Origin of the sequence: Polystyrenella longa (assembly GCF_007750395.1) — a bacterium.
GTDB lineage: Bacteria > Planctomycetota > Planctomycetia > Planctomycetales > Planctomycetaceae > Polystyrenella > Polystyrenella longa.
The window spans coordinates 5,257,292-5,272,230 of record NZ_CP036281.1 but is presented as its reverse complement, the minus strand read 5'-3'; the positions used below and the strand labels follow the sequence as shown (position 1 = coordinate 5,272,230).

Here is a 14,939-nt window from a genome sequence, read left to right as displayed (position 1 = left end):
ATGCCTTTGACTCGAGGTCGTCCGCGTTCCCTTTAGGCTGAATCCGACCTAGGGTTCAGCTGAAAATGAGAGGGTGAGCAAATACGATTCTGGACCAGCAGAGCGATCTTCAGAAAGCTTTGAAATGATTCGACATGGCCGAACCCTCCTCCTGGTAGTCATTCTTTCTCTACTCCCCGGACTAATACGCGCTCAGGATACGCCTGAAGCGAGCCCGGCTCCCGAGGCAAATCCAAAAGTGGAAATGCAGGAGCTGCAGAGTCGGTTGCAGCAGGCCGTCGGTAGACTGAACAAAGTCGAACAGGAACTGCGCGACCTGAAATTGAAAACCGCCGACTTCAAAACGCCTCCCGGCCAAATTCCAACTGATCCGGAGAAACAACAACTCTATCTGCAGTTGGAACATCCGTATTATGGTCAGACAAATGCATCCAATAACCAGCGAATTAAATTTTTCGTCGCCAATCTCACCTGTCTGAATCTGACGGAAAAACCGATTAACATCTCCAGTGACTCGCTCACTCTTACGGTGGATGGCACCGAATACAAACAGGTTGAAGATCCGAAGAAACTTCGCAATCAAGCTTTTCAGTCCGAGGGGCAAATGTTTCAACTTCAGAAACTTTCCCTGTTGACCAACCTGACGATCCAGCCCGGCTCCGCCCGCTCCACTTGGGTTCTTTTTAACGAGTTGCCTTACAACCAGAGCGTGCCTGATCTGAAACTGACAATCAAATCTGATAACCACCCACCTTTCGAATTCTCTATCAACGAAGCAGCTGAACGCCGGTTGGATGTGGCCATCGAACAGATCGGACCTCGTAAAAGTCTGGGGCTGATCACTGTGAACGGGATCGTCGACAACCTCAGTATTGGGAGCCTTGTTGAAAAGGTGACGAAGTTAACTGAAAACAGGATCTCTCGATTTGTGATTCGGTTCGCCGAGACTGGCTCAATCTCAGATGCTAGTCTGCAGAATTGGTTACTCGCACAAGCACAGTCTGCAGGAAGCAACGCGGTGACGCAGCTGCAAGCTTATCCTTCATTCCCTGTCAGCATTCGAGAACTACACATTGCGGATTTGCCCGATTTGGACAATCACCGTACTCGTTCTCGCACAGCGACCAACGGTACTCGAGTGCACGCCACAACTGCAGAAGCAGTCGAAGAAGCCCTCAAATCTGTCTATGAAAATCTCCCCCGAAATGAACTGGTCGAGGAGATCAAAACCGGTCACCCATTCACGCGCGTCGTTGCTCTCAAACATGGTGGTGCCCGGCTGATGGACGACCAACTCGCTTTGGTCATTGATCTGGCTGATGCCGACGACCCAGCTATGCAGAAGGCGGCTATTTACGCTCTTCGACATTTCAATAATGAAACAGCGTTCCTCAAACTGGAGGACCTTGTTCGTCGGAATATCACAGGCCTTTCGGGGTTAGCGATCGACAGTCTGGCAGCCTCCCGATTTGGAGAAGCTCATCAGCGTCTACTCAGTATTTTGAATAATGAACCTCCCGAGTCGAAAACAGAATTCGTCAAAATTCTCTCGCAGAATCCGCGACCTATCTGGTCCGAAACGATTTATCAATTCCTGACGGAAGAGACAGATAACGACTATCACTCAGAGGCGCTGCAGGCTTTGAACCGCATTGGACATCCCCAATTACTGGATGTGCTGGAAAAATCATTGCAGAATCGGGACGAAGAAATTCAACGGATCGCCTTTCTTATACTCGCCAACCGAAATGATCCTGAGAGTGAAACGTTAGCCCTCAACTATACACTCCAGCATTTACAAACAGATCCCCCAACACCCGAGATGCACGAGCTGCTCATTCAGACCAAAAGTCAGGAAGCGATTCCCCATTTGCTGCCTTACCTGGAAAAACGAAATCCGGAACGTCGCAATATTTTGAGAACCCTAGCTCAGATCGGTGATCAGAATGTGGCCTCAAAATTAACCGAGATTTATCCCAAATTAGATACTCAGGAACAGGCGATCGCTCTTGCCAGTTTGTGGGAATTGAGTTCTCCCGCAGCAGTCGAGCTTTCCAAACAGGCACTCGCGTCGAATGAACACAGTCTCATGCGTGCCGCAATTAATAATTTAATTGAAGAAGGCAGCGAAGAGGCTGTGGCACTACTGATCAAATCTTTCGAGGAAAGCAATAATCCCACCAGTATCAACTATCTGCTCAGTGCGATGGAACAGTTGAGAACCCCCGAAGTCAAAGCCTCACTTCAAAGAGCGAGCTTGCAGGGAGATCGGAATAAGCAACGTCGTGCTTATGAGAAACTGCTGATCATCTGGAACTCATCCCCCGCTAGACAGTATCTGCAAATGGCCAGCCTGAAAATGCAGGAAGATGACTACGAAGAAGCGCTCACCGACTTTACTAAAGCGATCGAAATCGATCCGGAGCTTCCAACAGCCTGGTCCGGTCGAGGAAATGCTTACTTGAAGCTGGAGAAGTATAAGGAAGCAAAAGACGACTTTCAGAAAGCACTCGTCCACGACCCTCGCGATCAGATGGCGATCACCGGGACGGCCCTGATTCTTGTTCGACAGGATGATCCAGAAGGTGCGTTCGCAATGTTAGAAAAGAAAGAACATTTCTTCGAAGACGGGCAACTCAATACAAACTACTTTGTCTATAACAGCGCGTGCGTCTACGGTGTCGCTCTGGAATTGCTCAGGGCAAAAGCCGGAACCGAAGAGGCCCCGGAGAACCTCGAGTCCATTGCTGAGGAATACGAGACGAAAGCGATCGAGGCCCTGAGGCGGTCCATCACGAATGGTTTTGACGAACTGGATTGGATGCGGAAAGATCCCGATCTCAATTCCCTGCACGACAATGAGGAATTTCGCAAAATATCAGACTGGCCGGCAGCAGGTTGATTTTTCCCATCTGCAGTTCTACAACGGGACGGCCAGAAACGCATCATTTCCTGTCGAATGGTTTTTCATGGGCTCTCCATGATCGATGCGCAAAATCGAATACTCGTCTTACATGTACGGATTGGAAACAGACGGTGGTTTATCTCAATCGCATCTACACTAAAAGTGGCGACCGTGGCGAAACTTCTCTCGGAACGGGAGAACGTGTTCCCAAGACAGCGGCCCGCATTATTGCGTATGGAGAAGTCGACGAACTGAACTCGGTCCTCGGAGTGGTACTGACAACCGAGCTACCGGCAGAAATTCAGGGAACGCTTACTGTCGTACAGAATGATCTGTTTGACGTCGGGGCCGACCTCTGTATGCCGGAAAGCGATGAGCCACGGGAATATGAACCCTTACGCGTCGTGGCTTCCCAGCCCGAGCGTCTGGAAGCAGCCATCGACCACGCAAACGAAAGTCTGGAACCACTTGAGAGCTTCATCCTTCCCGGTGGCTCCCCTGCCTCGGCTTATCTTCACCTGGCCCGCACCATCTGTCGTCGCGCTGAAATCTCGGTGCTCAAACTACACGCCGAAGAGCCCGTCAACTCGCAGGTTCTTATCTACCTGAACCGACTATCGGATTTACTCTTCGTCTACGGCCGTCTCGCCAACAACAACGGTCGCGACGACGTGCTATGGGTACCGGGTAAGAACCGTTAGTGGTAATCATGCATGCGTTGTCTACGCATTTAACTTCGATGTCCGAAAACAATAACAAGGACAATAGCGACGACAGCGAAAATGCCCACAATGACGTAAGGAATATAGTCGAATTGGTTTAGGTCTGTACGAATGACGGATGGAATTCGCGTTGTCATGTGCAGAGGAAGTGCTTTGGTATTCGCTCTATTAGTCGCTTCCGTCTCTTCAGAGAGTTCGTAATAGGCCATTGGCCTTTGTCGACTGTCCTGTACCCGAGTTCCAGCTGGGTAGAGAATCGGCTCTGCTAACAGATCTCGTTCTGGTGAGAGTTGTTCGAAATGTTTCAGTCTTGTCTCGGCGGATCCCATCAAGTAGCTACGTTTGGGGGTTTGTGACCAGTCGATGGAAATCACAGAGAGATCCTGGTCGCCTGTTGATTCAGGATTCTTTTTAAATGGAGCATCCCCCTTGGTAAGCCAGACAGGCTCGTTTCGAGTTGTTTCCTCGTGCAACAGAAACGGAACCCATAAAGACTCCGAAACTAACTTAGCTTTCAACCATTCGAATTTGTAAACACTGTTCGCCTCCGCAACGACTCTTTCAATGGAGTCGATTTTATTTGCGCTTGAGGCATCAATAACCCTCACTGGTCGCCCCCCTTCAGTCAAACTGAAGGTTGCTTGGGTACGGTAAATATAGGGCTCTACCGAGATCCAGAAATCGATCATAACCTGTTTTGAATCAGGATTATTTTCTGGCGGAGAGCAACTTACAATCCTGTTTTGATTCTTCGCTTCTGTCAGGATATCGGACCAGCCTTCAGTTTGTGGCAGTGATCCCGTACCGGTAAGATGGTCGTATGCATTTCCATTCGCAAGTTGGACAGAATTGCTGAATAGATTCGGTGCCAGCGTTCCTAAGACAACAAGGCGAGTGGGTCTACTCTGATGTCCCAAAATGACGTCAGGGTGATCCGGGGATTCCTGCTCGCGAAAATAGGATTCCCAATATTCTCCATTCCAAATCTTCCGGATCTTCCAAGTTGAAGGTTCCTGATCTGATTCAACATAATTTTCACAATAGATATCCCCTATAAGATTCCCGCGAGCATCAAAAGCCTGACGCTCCTTACTGTACCAGACGTTAATGATGTCATCGTCGGTAGCCCGTTCCCATTGTTCAGGCGGTACGCTGATCCCCTGGGATCTGGCGTACTCAATCAGATTCTTATGCGTCTGCTCACGGTCCTGATGAAACTTCCTGTGCTCGTCCAGATGAGCCTGTTTTTTCTTCACCCAAGTCAAATCAACAAATCGCAATTGCTCCTCACGCGTTTTAATCAAGATGAGAAGTTCGTTCAATAATTCAGTGTTGATATGGGCGTCAGGATTTGGCTCTGTTGATCCCGATGAGAATTCCTGAGCTGCGACGCAGGAGGGGTATCCCCAAAACAGAAGCATTGCGGTCACGATATTGAATAGATATCTGGTCAACCTCTTCGCCTCGTTTATAGGATGAAATCAGAAGACAACAGGAAAGCGGACTATTTTGATATTTCTATGACCTACTGATCAAGAAGTGCGGTCGAGTAATGTGCTTAAAAGATAACATTTCAGGTGTTAAATTGCCAATACCGAAGTCATCATGATTCAGAAACGACTTCAACTACCAAGCCGATAAACGATACTGCCGCGCCCGTGAAAACAAGAGAGACAGGGAGGGGATGAACATCAACACTAGGATTAAGTAGAATGCTCCAGCTGCGATTTCATTATCCTTGGTGACCAGGACTTCAATAACCAGACCGAGATTCGATTCGAAGAAATTAAAAGGGACGAATTCGAGACCGCGTTGAATAATAGTAACGACCACGGCCTGGACAACTGCCGAATACCCAACTGTCAGTACCATAGACTGCACCGGGTTGCCGACCATCCAGAACATCGTCGCTGCCAATGTGAAATGGGCTAGAAGAAAAAGCGTGCCACGCAGCAAAATGATGGTAGGCCATCCGTATGCTTCGAAGAAAATATTCATCAGCACGTATGGCCCGAGCAGACATAGGAGTGCCATAAGAAAGGTTACTGCGTATTTAGTCAGTAACCATCGCAACGGAGAGAATGGCAACGATCTCCAGAAGGATTGAACTTCAACAGAACGGTCTTGCATCAACGTGGTCGTCCCCAGAAGCAGAGCCGCCGGTAAACCAATAATCAAAAACAAGACGGAGAGAATCGAAACCACCTCCCGTTTTAGATAATACAACCCGGAGTGACTCCATTCATTGAATACGGGAACGACTCCCATGTAACACCCTAAAAACAGAAGTAGCAAGAGCAGCCATTTATGTGATCGCACCTGCTGCATGAGGAGTAGCCAGGTGATTGAAGGGGAACGAGCGGTTGCATTGGATGCCGCACGTTCCAACCTTGCCGTTCGTCGCGTCTCCCACACACTACTGAGTTTGGATGTGACTCGTTCGACCAGATCTTTTTTCGATGGCTTGGCTTCAGTTCCAAAGAGTCTTACGAAGCGGAGTATCAAATAAGAGTACACTCCCACTGTTCCAGACAGAATGAGGACGCCCGGGAACGACTGGAATACATCCCAATCTGCGCTTAGTCCTGATGGACGATCATCAACAAAAATGACGCCCAAGAGAGGATTAATGGCATTGAACGCGACCAGATATAGATCACGTGCTGCGGAAGGTGATTCTCGCGTTATCGATAGGACATATTCACTTGAGACTGACAGATTGAAAACCCACATTACCAAATTGAGGATACCTAACCCACAGGCCTTAATGAAAGTACGACAGTTTGCGGCAATCGAAACTGTCCAAATATAGAACGCCAAGGCAAACGAGAGTCCGAGCATACAGAATCGAAACAGGAAATAGTAAAACGACTCGTCTTTCCCCTGACCCTGAAATAAGTCGTGTCTGCTTTCGGGAGAGAACGCATTGAGAGAATCCAATACAAATAGAAGCGACCCATAGATCGCATAAGAAATAATTAGTGGACCAATAAGTACGAAAGCACCTACGAAAAGTTTCACCCAGGCCTGTAGCCGTCGGTTTGCCGGGAGAGACTGAAAAAAAGTGTCCGTTCCCAGGGAAGTTTCCGAAACGACGATTTGGCTTCCAATGACGATCGCCAGAAAGGGGGATGTTGTCACCGACATCATAAACAGAGTCATCGACATTTCTGGATTGATCATCAGAAAAGCGACTTCAAAACCGACCAACAGCAACAGCACAACCCAGAAGTACTTCCGTTGCTGCCGCCATTCTTTCCAGATCAGAGTTTTCAATTGTGGAGACATAGTCGTCGCCCCTGTTGATGAAAGTGATTGATCGTAATCACGGATCGGGTGGATTAGACTTCGACCGCATCGGGTTGGTTGTAGGGAAGCTCGGATCGTCCGCTGACGTAGGCTTCAAAAATCTCGTCGAGGTTTAAGTCCTGCACCTCGTAGGAAATCCTGCGTTTATCCAGCTCCGCTTTGACCTCTTGAAAGTTCTCTACTATTAATGCCAGGTGCTTGGCCCGTTGTTCCACGTCGATCACTCGCATCTTTTGACTTCCCAGCGGGGCCGTTCCCTTGGAGAAGATCAAGCGTTTGACGTCTTCCTTCAGTTCTTCCGTTGCCGCTTGCCGGAGTATACGGCCTTCGTTCAAAATCATCACGACATCAGCAATCGGTTCGACTTCATACAGTAGATGTGAGCTGTAAAGGACGGTGCAGTTCTCGGCTTGCAGGTGGGTGATCAAGTCCCGGTTGAATTCCTTTCGCATGATCGGATCAAGGCCGAGCACTGGATCGTCCAGGATGACCATCTGCGGGTGATGAGCGAGTGCCAACAGCAACCCCAGGCGGATATTCTGCCCTTTGGATAACGTTTTCACTCGGGCACCCGGAGGAAGTTCAAATTGCTGAAGCAAGGTGCGGACCCGGTTGTGATCCCAGTTCTCGAAAAATGCGGAGACGAATTGAATGGTTTCAATCACTGTCATCCAACCGTACATTTTCTGGTCTTCCGCCAGGTAACCTATCCGTTTTCGAATCTCAATTGGCTGAGCCTGGGGTGAAAATCCAAGGAGATTGATGTCTCCCGAATTCGGTTCGATTAATCCCATCAAGGCACGAATGGTCGTCGTTTTTCCTGCTCCGTTGCGTCCCAACAGGGCAACGATCTGTCCCTGTTCTATATTGAAAGAAAGGTTCTGTAATACCTGCTCTTTCCCGTAGGATTTACAAAGCTGATTTACCTGAAGTACAGTTTCTGACATGGTGAATCTCCCCACGAAGAAAAACAACCGAAACGGAATTACCAGAGAAGGTGATTAGAGGCCATTTTAAAACAGGATTGAGGCCGTCTAAAACTCTATAAAAACAGTGTAAAAATGACCCATCAGAGGGTTTTGAACTACTTTTAAGAACTCGAAGAGACAGGGGTGTCGTCGTTCGCCAAAGCGGCGGATAGCATTTTCTTCAATTCTGCTTTCGTCAGACCGAGCGACAATCCCTGTCGGACGAGCTGCTGCCACTCGTCAAAGAACAGTTCACGTTGTTCCTTCAACTGTCGCAATGGTGGCGAGTCGGCAACGAACGTGCCCGCACCGTGACGCTTGTCGAGAATCCCTTCCGCAGTCAGCTTTTCGTAAACACGCAGAATCGTGTTCTGGTTTACGGTTAGCTCTCGCGCGAGTTCCCGTACTGAGGGAAGCTTGTCGCCCGGTTGCAATTGCTCCGACAGACAAAGGGCGGTGATCTGCGAACTGATCTGCCGGGAGATCGGAACAGCCGAGCCTTTTTCAATTCTGAGGAACATGATGGTTTCCTTTATTACGACCAATTGATTACACATATATAACAGTAATCACTTTGGGCCGTCAACTCTTTTCTGGATAAAAATCAACAGGCAGGAAATTCCCCTTGTAGTCTTCTACTGTAGTAGTAATGATACTACCTCAGTGGTAGATGTGGATTCAGAAGCTTTCTAGTTAAGGAGAAGGACATGCCCAGGGAGGTACATCTCGCCGATTTGCAGCTGGCAATCATGCAGGTGTTGTGGGATCGCGACGAGGCAACCGTCGCCGACGTGCGGGACCAGTTAGAAGCGGACGGGCGTAAACTCGCTTATACCACCGTCGCGACCATGCTGACCAAACTGGAAAAAAGCGGCCACGTCACCCGCGAAAGCAAAGGGCGTGTACTCAGCTATCGCCCGCAACTTCGCCGCGATCAAGTCTCGCGATCGATGGTCACCGACCTCGCTCAAAAGTTATTCAGAGGTGATCTGGAGACGATGGTCAGCCATCTCCTGGAAGGCTGCGAAGTCGATCAGGCTGAACTCACCCGTCTTAAAAAGCTGATCCGTCAGAAGGAACGGGAGGTGAAAGGTGACGACTGAATTCTACTTCGCCGGTTCACTGCTCCTGACCTATCTACTGCATTCGACGTTTACGCTCGGGCTGGCATGGCTCATTTTACGACTGAGTATGGCAAGAAATCCTGCTATTAGAGAAACGGTTTGGAAGATCGCCGCGATCGCACCGCTAATCACGGTTTGTCTCCAGACAGCCATAACGACCCAACGCTGGGAAATTGAACCTGAGCGGTTGCTTAGCGCCTTCGTCCTGGAAACAGTCGAGGAGCGGAAACCTTCGTATCCTCTGCCGGATCAAGAGTTGACCTCTCTTTCCAACCATTTCGATGGAGAGAGAGTACGTGAACAGGGGGAAACCCTTATCAACGATGACGGTCCTGAAATCGCCTCAGGCAATCTCACGAAATTGCCAGTCGAACTGGACTTGATCAATGACAATGACAATGACTCCGATGAAGGTGCGTCGCTGCCGGTGTTGCCCCTTGGCTACTCGGCATGGTTCTCCACGGGGATGAACCTTCTCTGGGCTGTTTGCCTGTTGATCGGTGGACTTGGACTTTGGGGAATCGTCCATCTACTCGCCAGTTATTCGTACCTCAACAGAGCATTGAGAAAGTCGCAACCGCTTACCGAAGGCCCCCTTTTCGAATTGCTCCACGACTTACTGAAGCGGAGTCACGTTCGCAGATTGGTTCATTTGTATCAGCTTGAAGAAATTACGGAACCGGCTGCGACTGGTTTTCGGCGTGGTCAGATTCTCTTGCCTCTCGGGATCGAAGACGAGTTGTCGCACGACGAACTTGAAGCCGTACTTGCACATGAACTGGCTCATCTCGTTCGGCATGACATCAGTTGGCTCTGGTTGGGCCGCATCCTCTGCTGGCTCTGCCCATTCCAGCCATTGAACTTCGTTGCGCATCGCGAATGGCAACGCGCGGCCGAATCGATGTGCGATGCCTGGGCTCTGTCTCACGGGATCGACCGATTTGCTCTCGCCCGTTCGCTGACTTCTATCGCCAGTCGCACCCGCACTCGGCCTGTTCCGTTGGTGTTAACAGTCACTGGATCGGGAGGCAGTCAACTCACCAGACGCGTAGAACAGCTTCTCGAAGACGACGGCCTCGTTCCGCCTTCTCGCTGGCAGCACCGTCTCGCTTGTATTGCCTGTCTGGGAACGCTGGCAATACTTCTGTTTGTCATGCCTACGATCGAACTTTCAGCGGAAACATCCAGTCTGAAGGTGACCCAAACCCAGACTCAGTCCGACGATGTTCAGCAGGACGAGACTGTGCTCAATACCGCGGTCAGCGAATACCTTCAGCAAATCCGTACTGAAGCAAACTTGCTTCATGCTGAGGCGGCAGAGATCAATAACTTATCACAAACACAACCGCCTGCCGTACGGGAGCACACAGAAAAAGTTCATCAACAAACGGAAGAACTCAACCAACGCTTGGAAGAGTTGCAGCGTCGATGGGATGTATTGAGTAATCTTTCGAACTGATAGTCGATAGGAATCGAATTTACCGATCCACGAAAGGAAACATTATGAAACGGTTTTACCTGTTTTTATTGTTGATCGTAATCTCTCTAAGCGTCCTTCAGGGTACAAGGATCACTTTCCAACCTCAAATTGCTCCGGGACAGGACTTTGATGCGGTTGTTGAGGAGGACCCAATAATCGGTATTGAATCTCGACAGGAAATAGTCAAAGCCGAAAGCTTATTGGATGAAGAGAGCGAGGACCTGCAGTCCGAAGTCAATCTTCACCGCGTTAAAGAGTCGAGTATTGCTGCCATCTATAAGCCTGTAGTTGAACGCGTTACTCAGGTTAGAATCAACGATCATCTCGCTATCAAGATCGGCGGAGAAATTTATCTCTGGGAGGAGTTAGCAAGTTCCCTTCGGGGCTCGATATCAGAGATATCGGCACGACTGGAGTCGGGGCCAATAAAGGATTACCCTACGCGATCTAACGTTAAAAAATTAAAGGCTACCCTTGTAGATCGTGTCGGTGTCGAAAATCTAGTTTTATTTCACATTAAATCTCAGGGCGTAGTAAAGGTAAACCAGCTACTCAAGTTGGATCAAACTGATCTAACGGAATCTATGAAAAAAGTTATCGCAGATGTTGATAGGAACCGTGAGAACAACCAGTCGCACTACAACACTGAAAACGGAGAAATGATTCAGCGTTTACATTCGTTGATCGATGGACTTTCAAACCAAATGGCAGAAGATGATTCTGATTCAGTTGGGACGCTGGAAGATCGTCGACAAAGTTTAATAAAAAGCTTAGATGAGCTCATCCAGGATTCGCTATCTGCACTCATTATTAGACACGTGGATGTGGAAACAATGGTCGCAGTCGAGGTTCCCGAGGTCGAAATGATTGACGGTTCTGGAGAAGCCGTGCATACAAAACCGAATAAGTCGAAGTCCTCTGACAGTTTTGTGAAAACAACGGAAGAGCTCCTACTCGACGACGATGCAAATCCAGTTCGAAACTTGAAGATGTCTAACGTGATTGACAGTAGCGGTTCCCAGGTCTTATGTGGTGTCGGTGTAAACAGCGAAAGTGGTGTTTACGGAGAAATCGTATTTGGGAATGTCGAAGAGGAAGAACAGAAACTTCCGCTCGACGAACAGCCACCGGCTGTGATGATCCCTTTGCCTTTTGGTGGGATGGCAAAGGAGATTCATCCTGATATGGTAATCTTGTTCAACGACGACCGGTTCACCTGGGCTTCATTGCAGGAACGAATTCAAAGTAAATACTCGATGCTCAGTAAGTTGCGACACGGAGATAAAGAAATCCTTGCGATTGGTGATGAGGCGCTGAAATTGATGCGAGAGTATCTGTATGGACAGATTAGAACGCAAGACCTTCAGAAAGCAGGCGATGAACTCAAGCTTGAACTGGGAGACATTCCTCTCCCAGTTCAGAACCTGTTAAATGCGGTTTCGAGTAATATTGGTGGAAAATCAGATCTCAAGCTGAGTGAAATTGATGCGAATCTGCGGCTCTTTGAGACCCAGCAGGACGTCCTTCAATTCAGAAAAGCTAATATCCTCACCCGCATCAATGAACTCCGAGGGGAATCTGGTGGTCAATCTTATGAAAAAGACCGCAACAAATTCATAAAAAATCTACAATCAGAATTGGATGATGTTGAACAAAAGTTGATTGAGATAAAAAGGATTTCTGAGTCTCAAGATAACGCGGAACCAACCACTCAATCCGTCATTCAAAATGTGAAAGAAACAGCTTTTGAATTCAAGGAGGGAAACAACCGGGAAGCAGAGGAATACTTTCACTCTGATAAAGGTATCGGAAATGTGGCAGGTTTGAAGCAAAAACCGGCTCTCGGCACTCAAGAGTTTTCTGGGGCCCAGTCGAGCTCCTCACCCGAAGCAGGTTTTGGCATAAATAGTGAAAGCCCTATTTTCGGTCCAGTCGTGACGCGAGAACGAGACAAGCAGTTAGCTCGCATCAAACAGTTACGCGAAGCCGCAGTGCTTCTCTCTAGCGCAGGAGAAGTCGAACAATCTCGTGAACTATGGGAACGGACCGAACGGATGGTACAAGAATTGGAGCGTGAAATGCATCCGCCACGCCCCGATTCTAATGCGATGAAACATCTCCTCGACGAAATGAAGGAACTGCACGAACAAATCCGCGATCTCCGGAACGATGTTCGGGAGATCAAAGAGCTGTTGGGACAGCGCGAGGCACGGCACTAATTCGCGTCGAAACGTCACATCAATAGTTTCGTTAACAATCAACGCGGGGTGCCACTGTCTGGCTTGTCCAGCAATGTGATGGCATGGCCAGTATTATTAGCTCCCAGCCGCATAACTCCACGATTGCTTTAAATGAAGCGATCAATCTTTGCTGAGCAATCACGGCGTTGTGGATTGGGGGAAACCATTGTGAAGCCGTAATGTGTTCGCACTGATAATCAAAAGCAAGAAGTGAGACCCGGACAACTCTGTCGAGATTGTCCGGGCTACCCTACATTGAAGTTACGGGGCCTCAATCACTGCCGGTTTGTCGTTCAACCGTTGTTGTTCGAAGCGGCACAGGGCTTTCAGGTAAGCACGGGCACTCGCTTCGATGATGTCGGTGCTGACGCCTTTACCATGGTAGGAGCGGTCACCGACGATGATTTCAACATCGACTTCCCCGAGGGCGTCTTTACCGTGAGAGACCGAGCGAACCTGGTAATCCTGCAGGCTGGCTGCAATCCCCGTGATGCGCTCGAGTGCCCAGAAGACCGCGTCCACCGGACCGTCGCCTGTTGCGGCGTCGCAGTGAACTTTGCCTTCAGCATCTTCGAGTTGGATCGTGGCTGTAGGAATATTTCCTGAACCAGCCGAAGTGTGGAAGCTGACCATCTTCCAGGGGTCGACCGTGTCGCCCAACTGGTTTTCAATTAATGCGACGATGTCAGCATCGTAGACTTCTTTCTTTTTGTCGGCCAGGTTTATGAAGTCCTGGAAGACTCGCTGGAAGGCGCTGTCGTCGAGCTCATAGCCAAGTTCCTGCAGCCGGTTGCGAAAGGCATGTCGGCCACTATGTTTCCCGAGAACAAGACTCGTTCCCCGGTAACCGACGTCCTCCGGTTTCATGATCTCGTACGTCTCACTGTGCTGCAACATTCCGTGTTGATGAATGCCCGACTCGTGAGCGAACGCATTGCGACCGACGATCGCTTTGTTCCGCTGCACTTTCATACCGGTGATCGTCGTTAAGAGATGCGATGTTGGATAGAGGCGTTTGGTGTCGATGTTCGTGGAACATTTATAGAACTCGCTACGGGTGCGAAGTGCCATAACGACTTCTTCGAGCGCGGCGTTCCCCGCTCGTTCACCGATACCGTTGATCGTACATTCAATCTGCCGTGCACCCGCTTCGACGGCAGCAAGGCTATTGGAAACGGCCATGCCCAGGTCATCGTGACAGTGTGTGCTGATGACGGCCTTCTCGATATTCCGGACGTTCTCTTTGAGGTGTCGAATGCAGTTGTAATATTGGCTGGGAACAGCGTAACCGACTGTGTCCGGAATGTTGACTGTCGTCGCCCCCGCTTCGATAGCGCGTTCGACAACTTCGGTGAGAAAGTCGAGTTCCGTGCGGACAGCATCTTCTGGAGAGAACTCCACATCCTGACAATACCCGGCGGCCCGTTTCACCATCTCGACAGCACGTTGGATGATGTCTTCTTTGGTCATCTTGAGTTTATGCTCGCGATGGATAGCGCTCGTGGCGAGGAAAACATGGATCCGTTTTTTCTCGGCATGTTTAATCGCTTCCCACGCTCGGTCGATGTCTTCCTTACGGCAACGGGCTAACGCACAGATGGTGGTTCGGTCGCCATATTGCTGGGCGATTTGACTGACCGCCTCAAAGTCGCCGGGAGAGGCAATCGGGAATCCGGCTTCCATTACGTCGACCCCCAGCTCAACCAGCGCTTTGGCGATTTCCAGTTTTTCGGCAGTATTCATACTGCAACCCGGAGATTGTTCGCCGTCACGCAAAGTGGTGTCGAAGATGGTGACAATATCACCCGACATAGCTGGGACTCCCTTTGAAGAGTGTTAAATAGAAGAGTGTTGTAAAAGTGTCGATTTCAAAGAATGAAAAGTCGCGAGATTCGGTTCAACCTGTTCTCGATTGGCTCTAGCTTCATCGGCTTCGGGTGTCTCACGCCCGCAAAACAAAAAAAGCCCTGAGATCAACGGGGACCTCAGGGCTTTAGTTTATACTGGAAAGGCAGTATCCATTGAACCTAAGACCGTCCGTCTCCGGAAGGGGCTAATAGTAGCAGGTTCAGTAGGAAGATGCCTGTCATTTCGATTTCAGTTCAATCTGATGAAAAGATTTTGGCTAGCGTTCTGATTTTGACAGAATGGCTAAAACCACCCTGTACGGGTCCAACTATACAACTGATCC

Annotated in this window: 10 protein-coding genes; 5 read left to right on the top strand and 5 right to left on the bottom strand. The window is 49.3% G+C overall.

From position 1 onward, the window contains the following. Nucleotides 1-124: 124 nt before the first annotated feature. Entirely contained in the window at nucleotides 125-2,902 is a 2,778-nt protein-coding gene (locus Pla110_RS19470) for a tetratricopeptide repeat protein (RefSeq protein ID WP_144998314.1), read from the top strand. Nucleotides 2,903-3,036: 134 nt separating this feature from the next. Beyond that, a complete protein-coding gene (locus Pla110_RS19465) occupies nucleotides 3,037-3,606 on the top strand; it encodes a cob(I)yrinic acid a,c-diamide adenosyltransferase (protein WP_144998312.1) in 570 nt (189 codons plus the stop codon). A 29-nt stretch (nucleotides 3,607-3,635) separates the two neighbouring features. Here Pla110_RS19465 and Pla110_RS19460 read toward each other — a convergent pair whose 3' ends face one another. The 4 genes from Pla110_RS19460 to Pla110_RS19445 all read right to left on the bottom strand — a co-directional run bounded on the left by Pla110_RS19460 (nucleotide 3,636) and on the right by Pla110_RS19445 (nucleotide 8,425). Next, nucleotides 3,636-5,048 (bottom strand): hypothetical protein, encoded by a 1,413-nt coding sequence (locus tag Pla110_RS19460; protein ID WP_231742626.1) that lies wholly within the window; start codon nucleotides 5,046-5,048, stop codon nucleotides 3,636-3,638. Between the two features lie 205 nt (nucleotides 5,049-5,253). After that, nucleotides 5,254-6,915: a hypothetical protein gene (locus tag Pla110_RS19455; protein ID WP_144998308.1), complete on the bottom strand. Its 1,662-nt coding sequence runs from the start codon at nucleotides 6,913-6,915 to the stop codon at nucleotides 5,254-5,256. Nucleotides 6,916-6,968: 53 nt separating this feature from the next. Next, nucleotides 6,969-7,883: an ABC transporter ATP-binding protein gene (locus Pla110_RS19450; protein ID WP_144998306.1), complete on the bottom strand. Its 915-nt coding sequence runs from the start codon at nucleotides 7,881-7,883 to the stop codon at nucleotides 6,969-6,971. Nucleotides 7,884-8,026: 143 nt separating this feature from the next. Next, on the bottom strand, nucleotides 8,027-8,425 hold the full coding sequence (locus Pla110_RS19445) for a GntR family transcriptional regulator (protein WP_197440309.1): 399 nt from the start codon (nucleotides 8,423-8,425) through the stop codon (nucleotides 8,027-8,029). A gap of 186 nt (nucleotides 8,426-8,611) precedes the next feature. On the opposite strand from Pla110_RS19445, the gene Pla110_RS19440 reads away from it, so the two are divergent. The 3 genes from Pla110_RS19440 to Pla110_RS19430 are packed head-to-tail and all read left to right on the top strand — an operon-like array spanning nucleotide 8,612 to nucleotide 12,727. Beyond that, on the top strand, nucleotides 8,612-9,007 hold the full coding sequence (locus Pla110_RS19440) for a BlaI/MecI/CopY family transcriptional regulator (RefSeq protein WP_144998302.1): 396 nt from the start codon (nucleotides 8,612-8,614) through the stop codon (nucleotides 9,005-9,007). Then, nucleotides 8,997-10,487 (top strand): M56 family metallopeptidase, encoded by a 1,491-nt coding sequence (locus tag Pla110_RS19435; protein ID WP_144998300.1) that lies wholly within the window; start codon nucleotides 8,997-8,999, stop codon nucleotides 10,485-10,487. The genes Pla110_RS19440 and Pla110_RS19435 overlap by 11 nt, the downstream gene beginning before the upstream one ends. A 44-nt stretch (nucleotides 10,488-10,531) precedes the next feature. Then, nucleotides 10,532-12,727: a hypothetical protein gene (locus Pla110_RS19430; protein ID WP_144998299.1), complete on the top strand. Its 2,196-nt coding sequence runs from the start codon at nucleotides 10,532-10,534 to the stop codon at nucleotides 12,725-12,727. A 282-nt stretch (nucleotides 12,728-13,009) separates the two neighbouring features. On the opposite strand, the gene Pla110_RS19425 is transcribed toward Pla110_RS19430, so the two are convergent. Next, complete coding sequence (locus Pla110_RS19425; RefSeq protein ID WP_144998297.1) at nucleotides 13,010-14,560, bottom strand: 2-isopropylmalate synthase; 1,551 nt, start codon at nucleotides 14,558-14,560, stop codon at nucleotides 13,010-13,012. Nucleotides 14,561-14,939: the final 379 nt, after the last annotated feature.

Bases quoted from the DNA above. Each gene is read 5' to 3' on its own strand.
- Pla110_RS19425 (WP_144998297.1), bottom strand. From the start codon at position 14,560: ATGTCGGGTGATATTGTCACCATCTTCGACACCACTTTGCGTGACGGC.
- Pla110_RS19440 (WP_144998302.1), top strand. From the start codon at position 8,612: ATGCCCAGGGAGGTACATCTCGCCGATTTGCAGCTGGCAATCATGCAG.
- Pla110_RS19430 (WP_144998299.1), top strand. From the start codon at position 10,532: ATGAAACGGTTTTACCTGTTTTTATTGTTGATCGTAATCTCTCTAAGC.
- Pla110_RS19450 (WP_144998306.1), bottom strand. From the start codon at position 7,883: ATGTCAGAAACTGTACTTCAGGTAAATCAGCTTTGTAAATCCTACGGG.
- Pla110_RS19470 (WP_144998314.1), top strand. From the start codon at position 125: ATGATTCGACATGGCCGAACCCTCCTCCTGGTAGTCATTCTTTCTCTA.
- Pla110_RS19455 (WP_144998308.1), bottom strand. From the start codon at position 6,915: ATGTCTCCACAATTGAAAACTCTGATCTGGAAAGAATGGCGGCAGCAA.
- Pla110_RS19460 (WP_231742626.1), bottom strand. From the start codon at position 5,048: ATGCTTCTGTTTTGGGGATACCCCTCCTGCGTCGCAGCTCAGGAATTC.
- Pla110_RS19445 (WP_197440309.1), bottom strand. From the start codon at position 8,425: ATGTTCCTCAGAATTGAAAAAGGCTCGGCTGTTCCGATCTCCCGGCAG.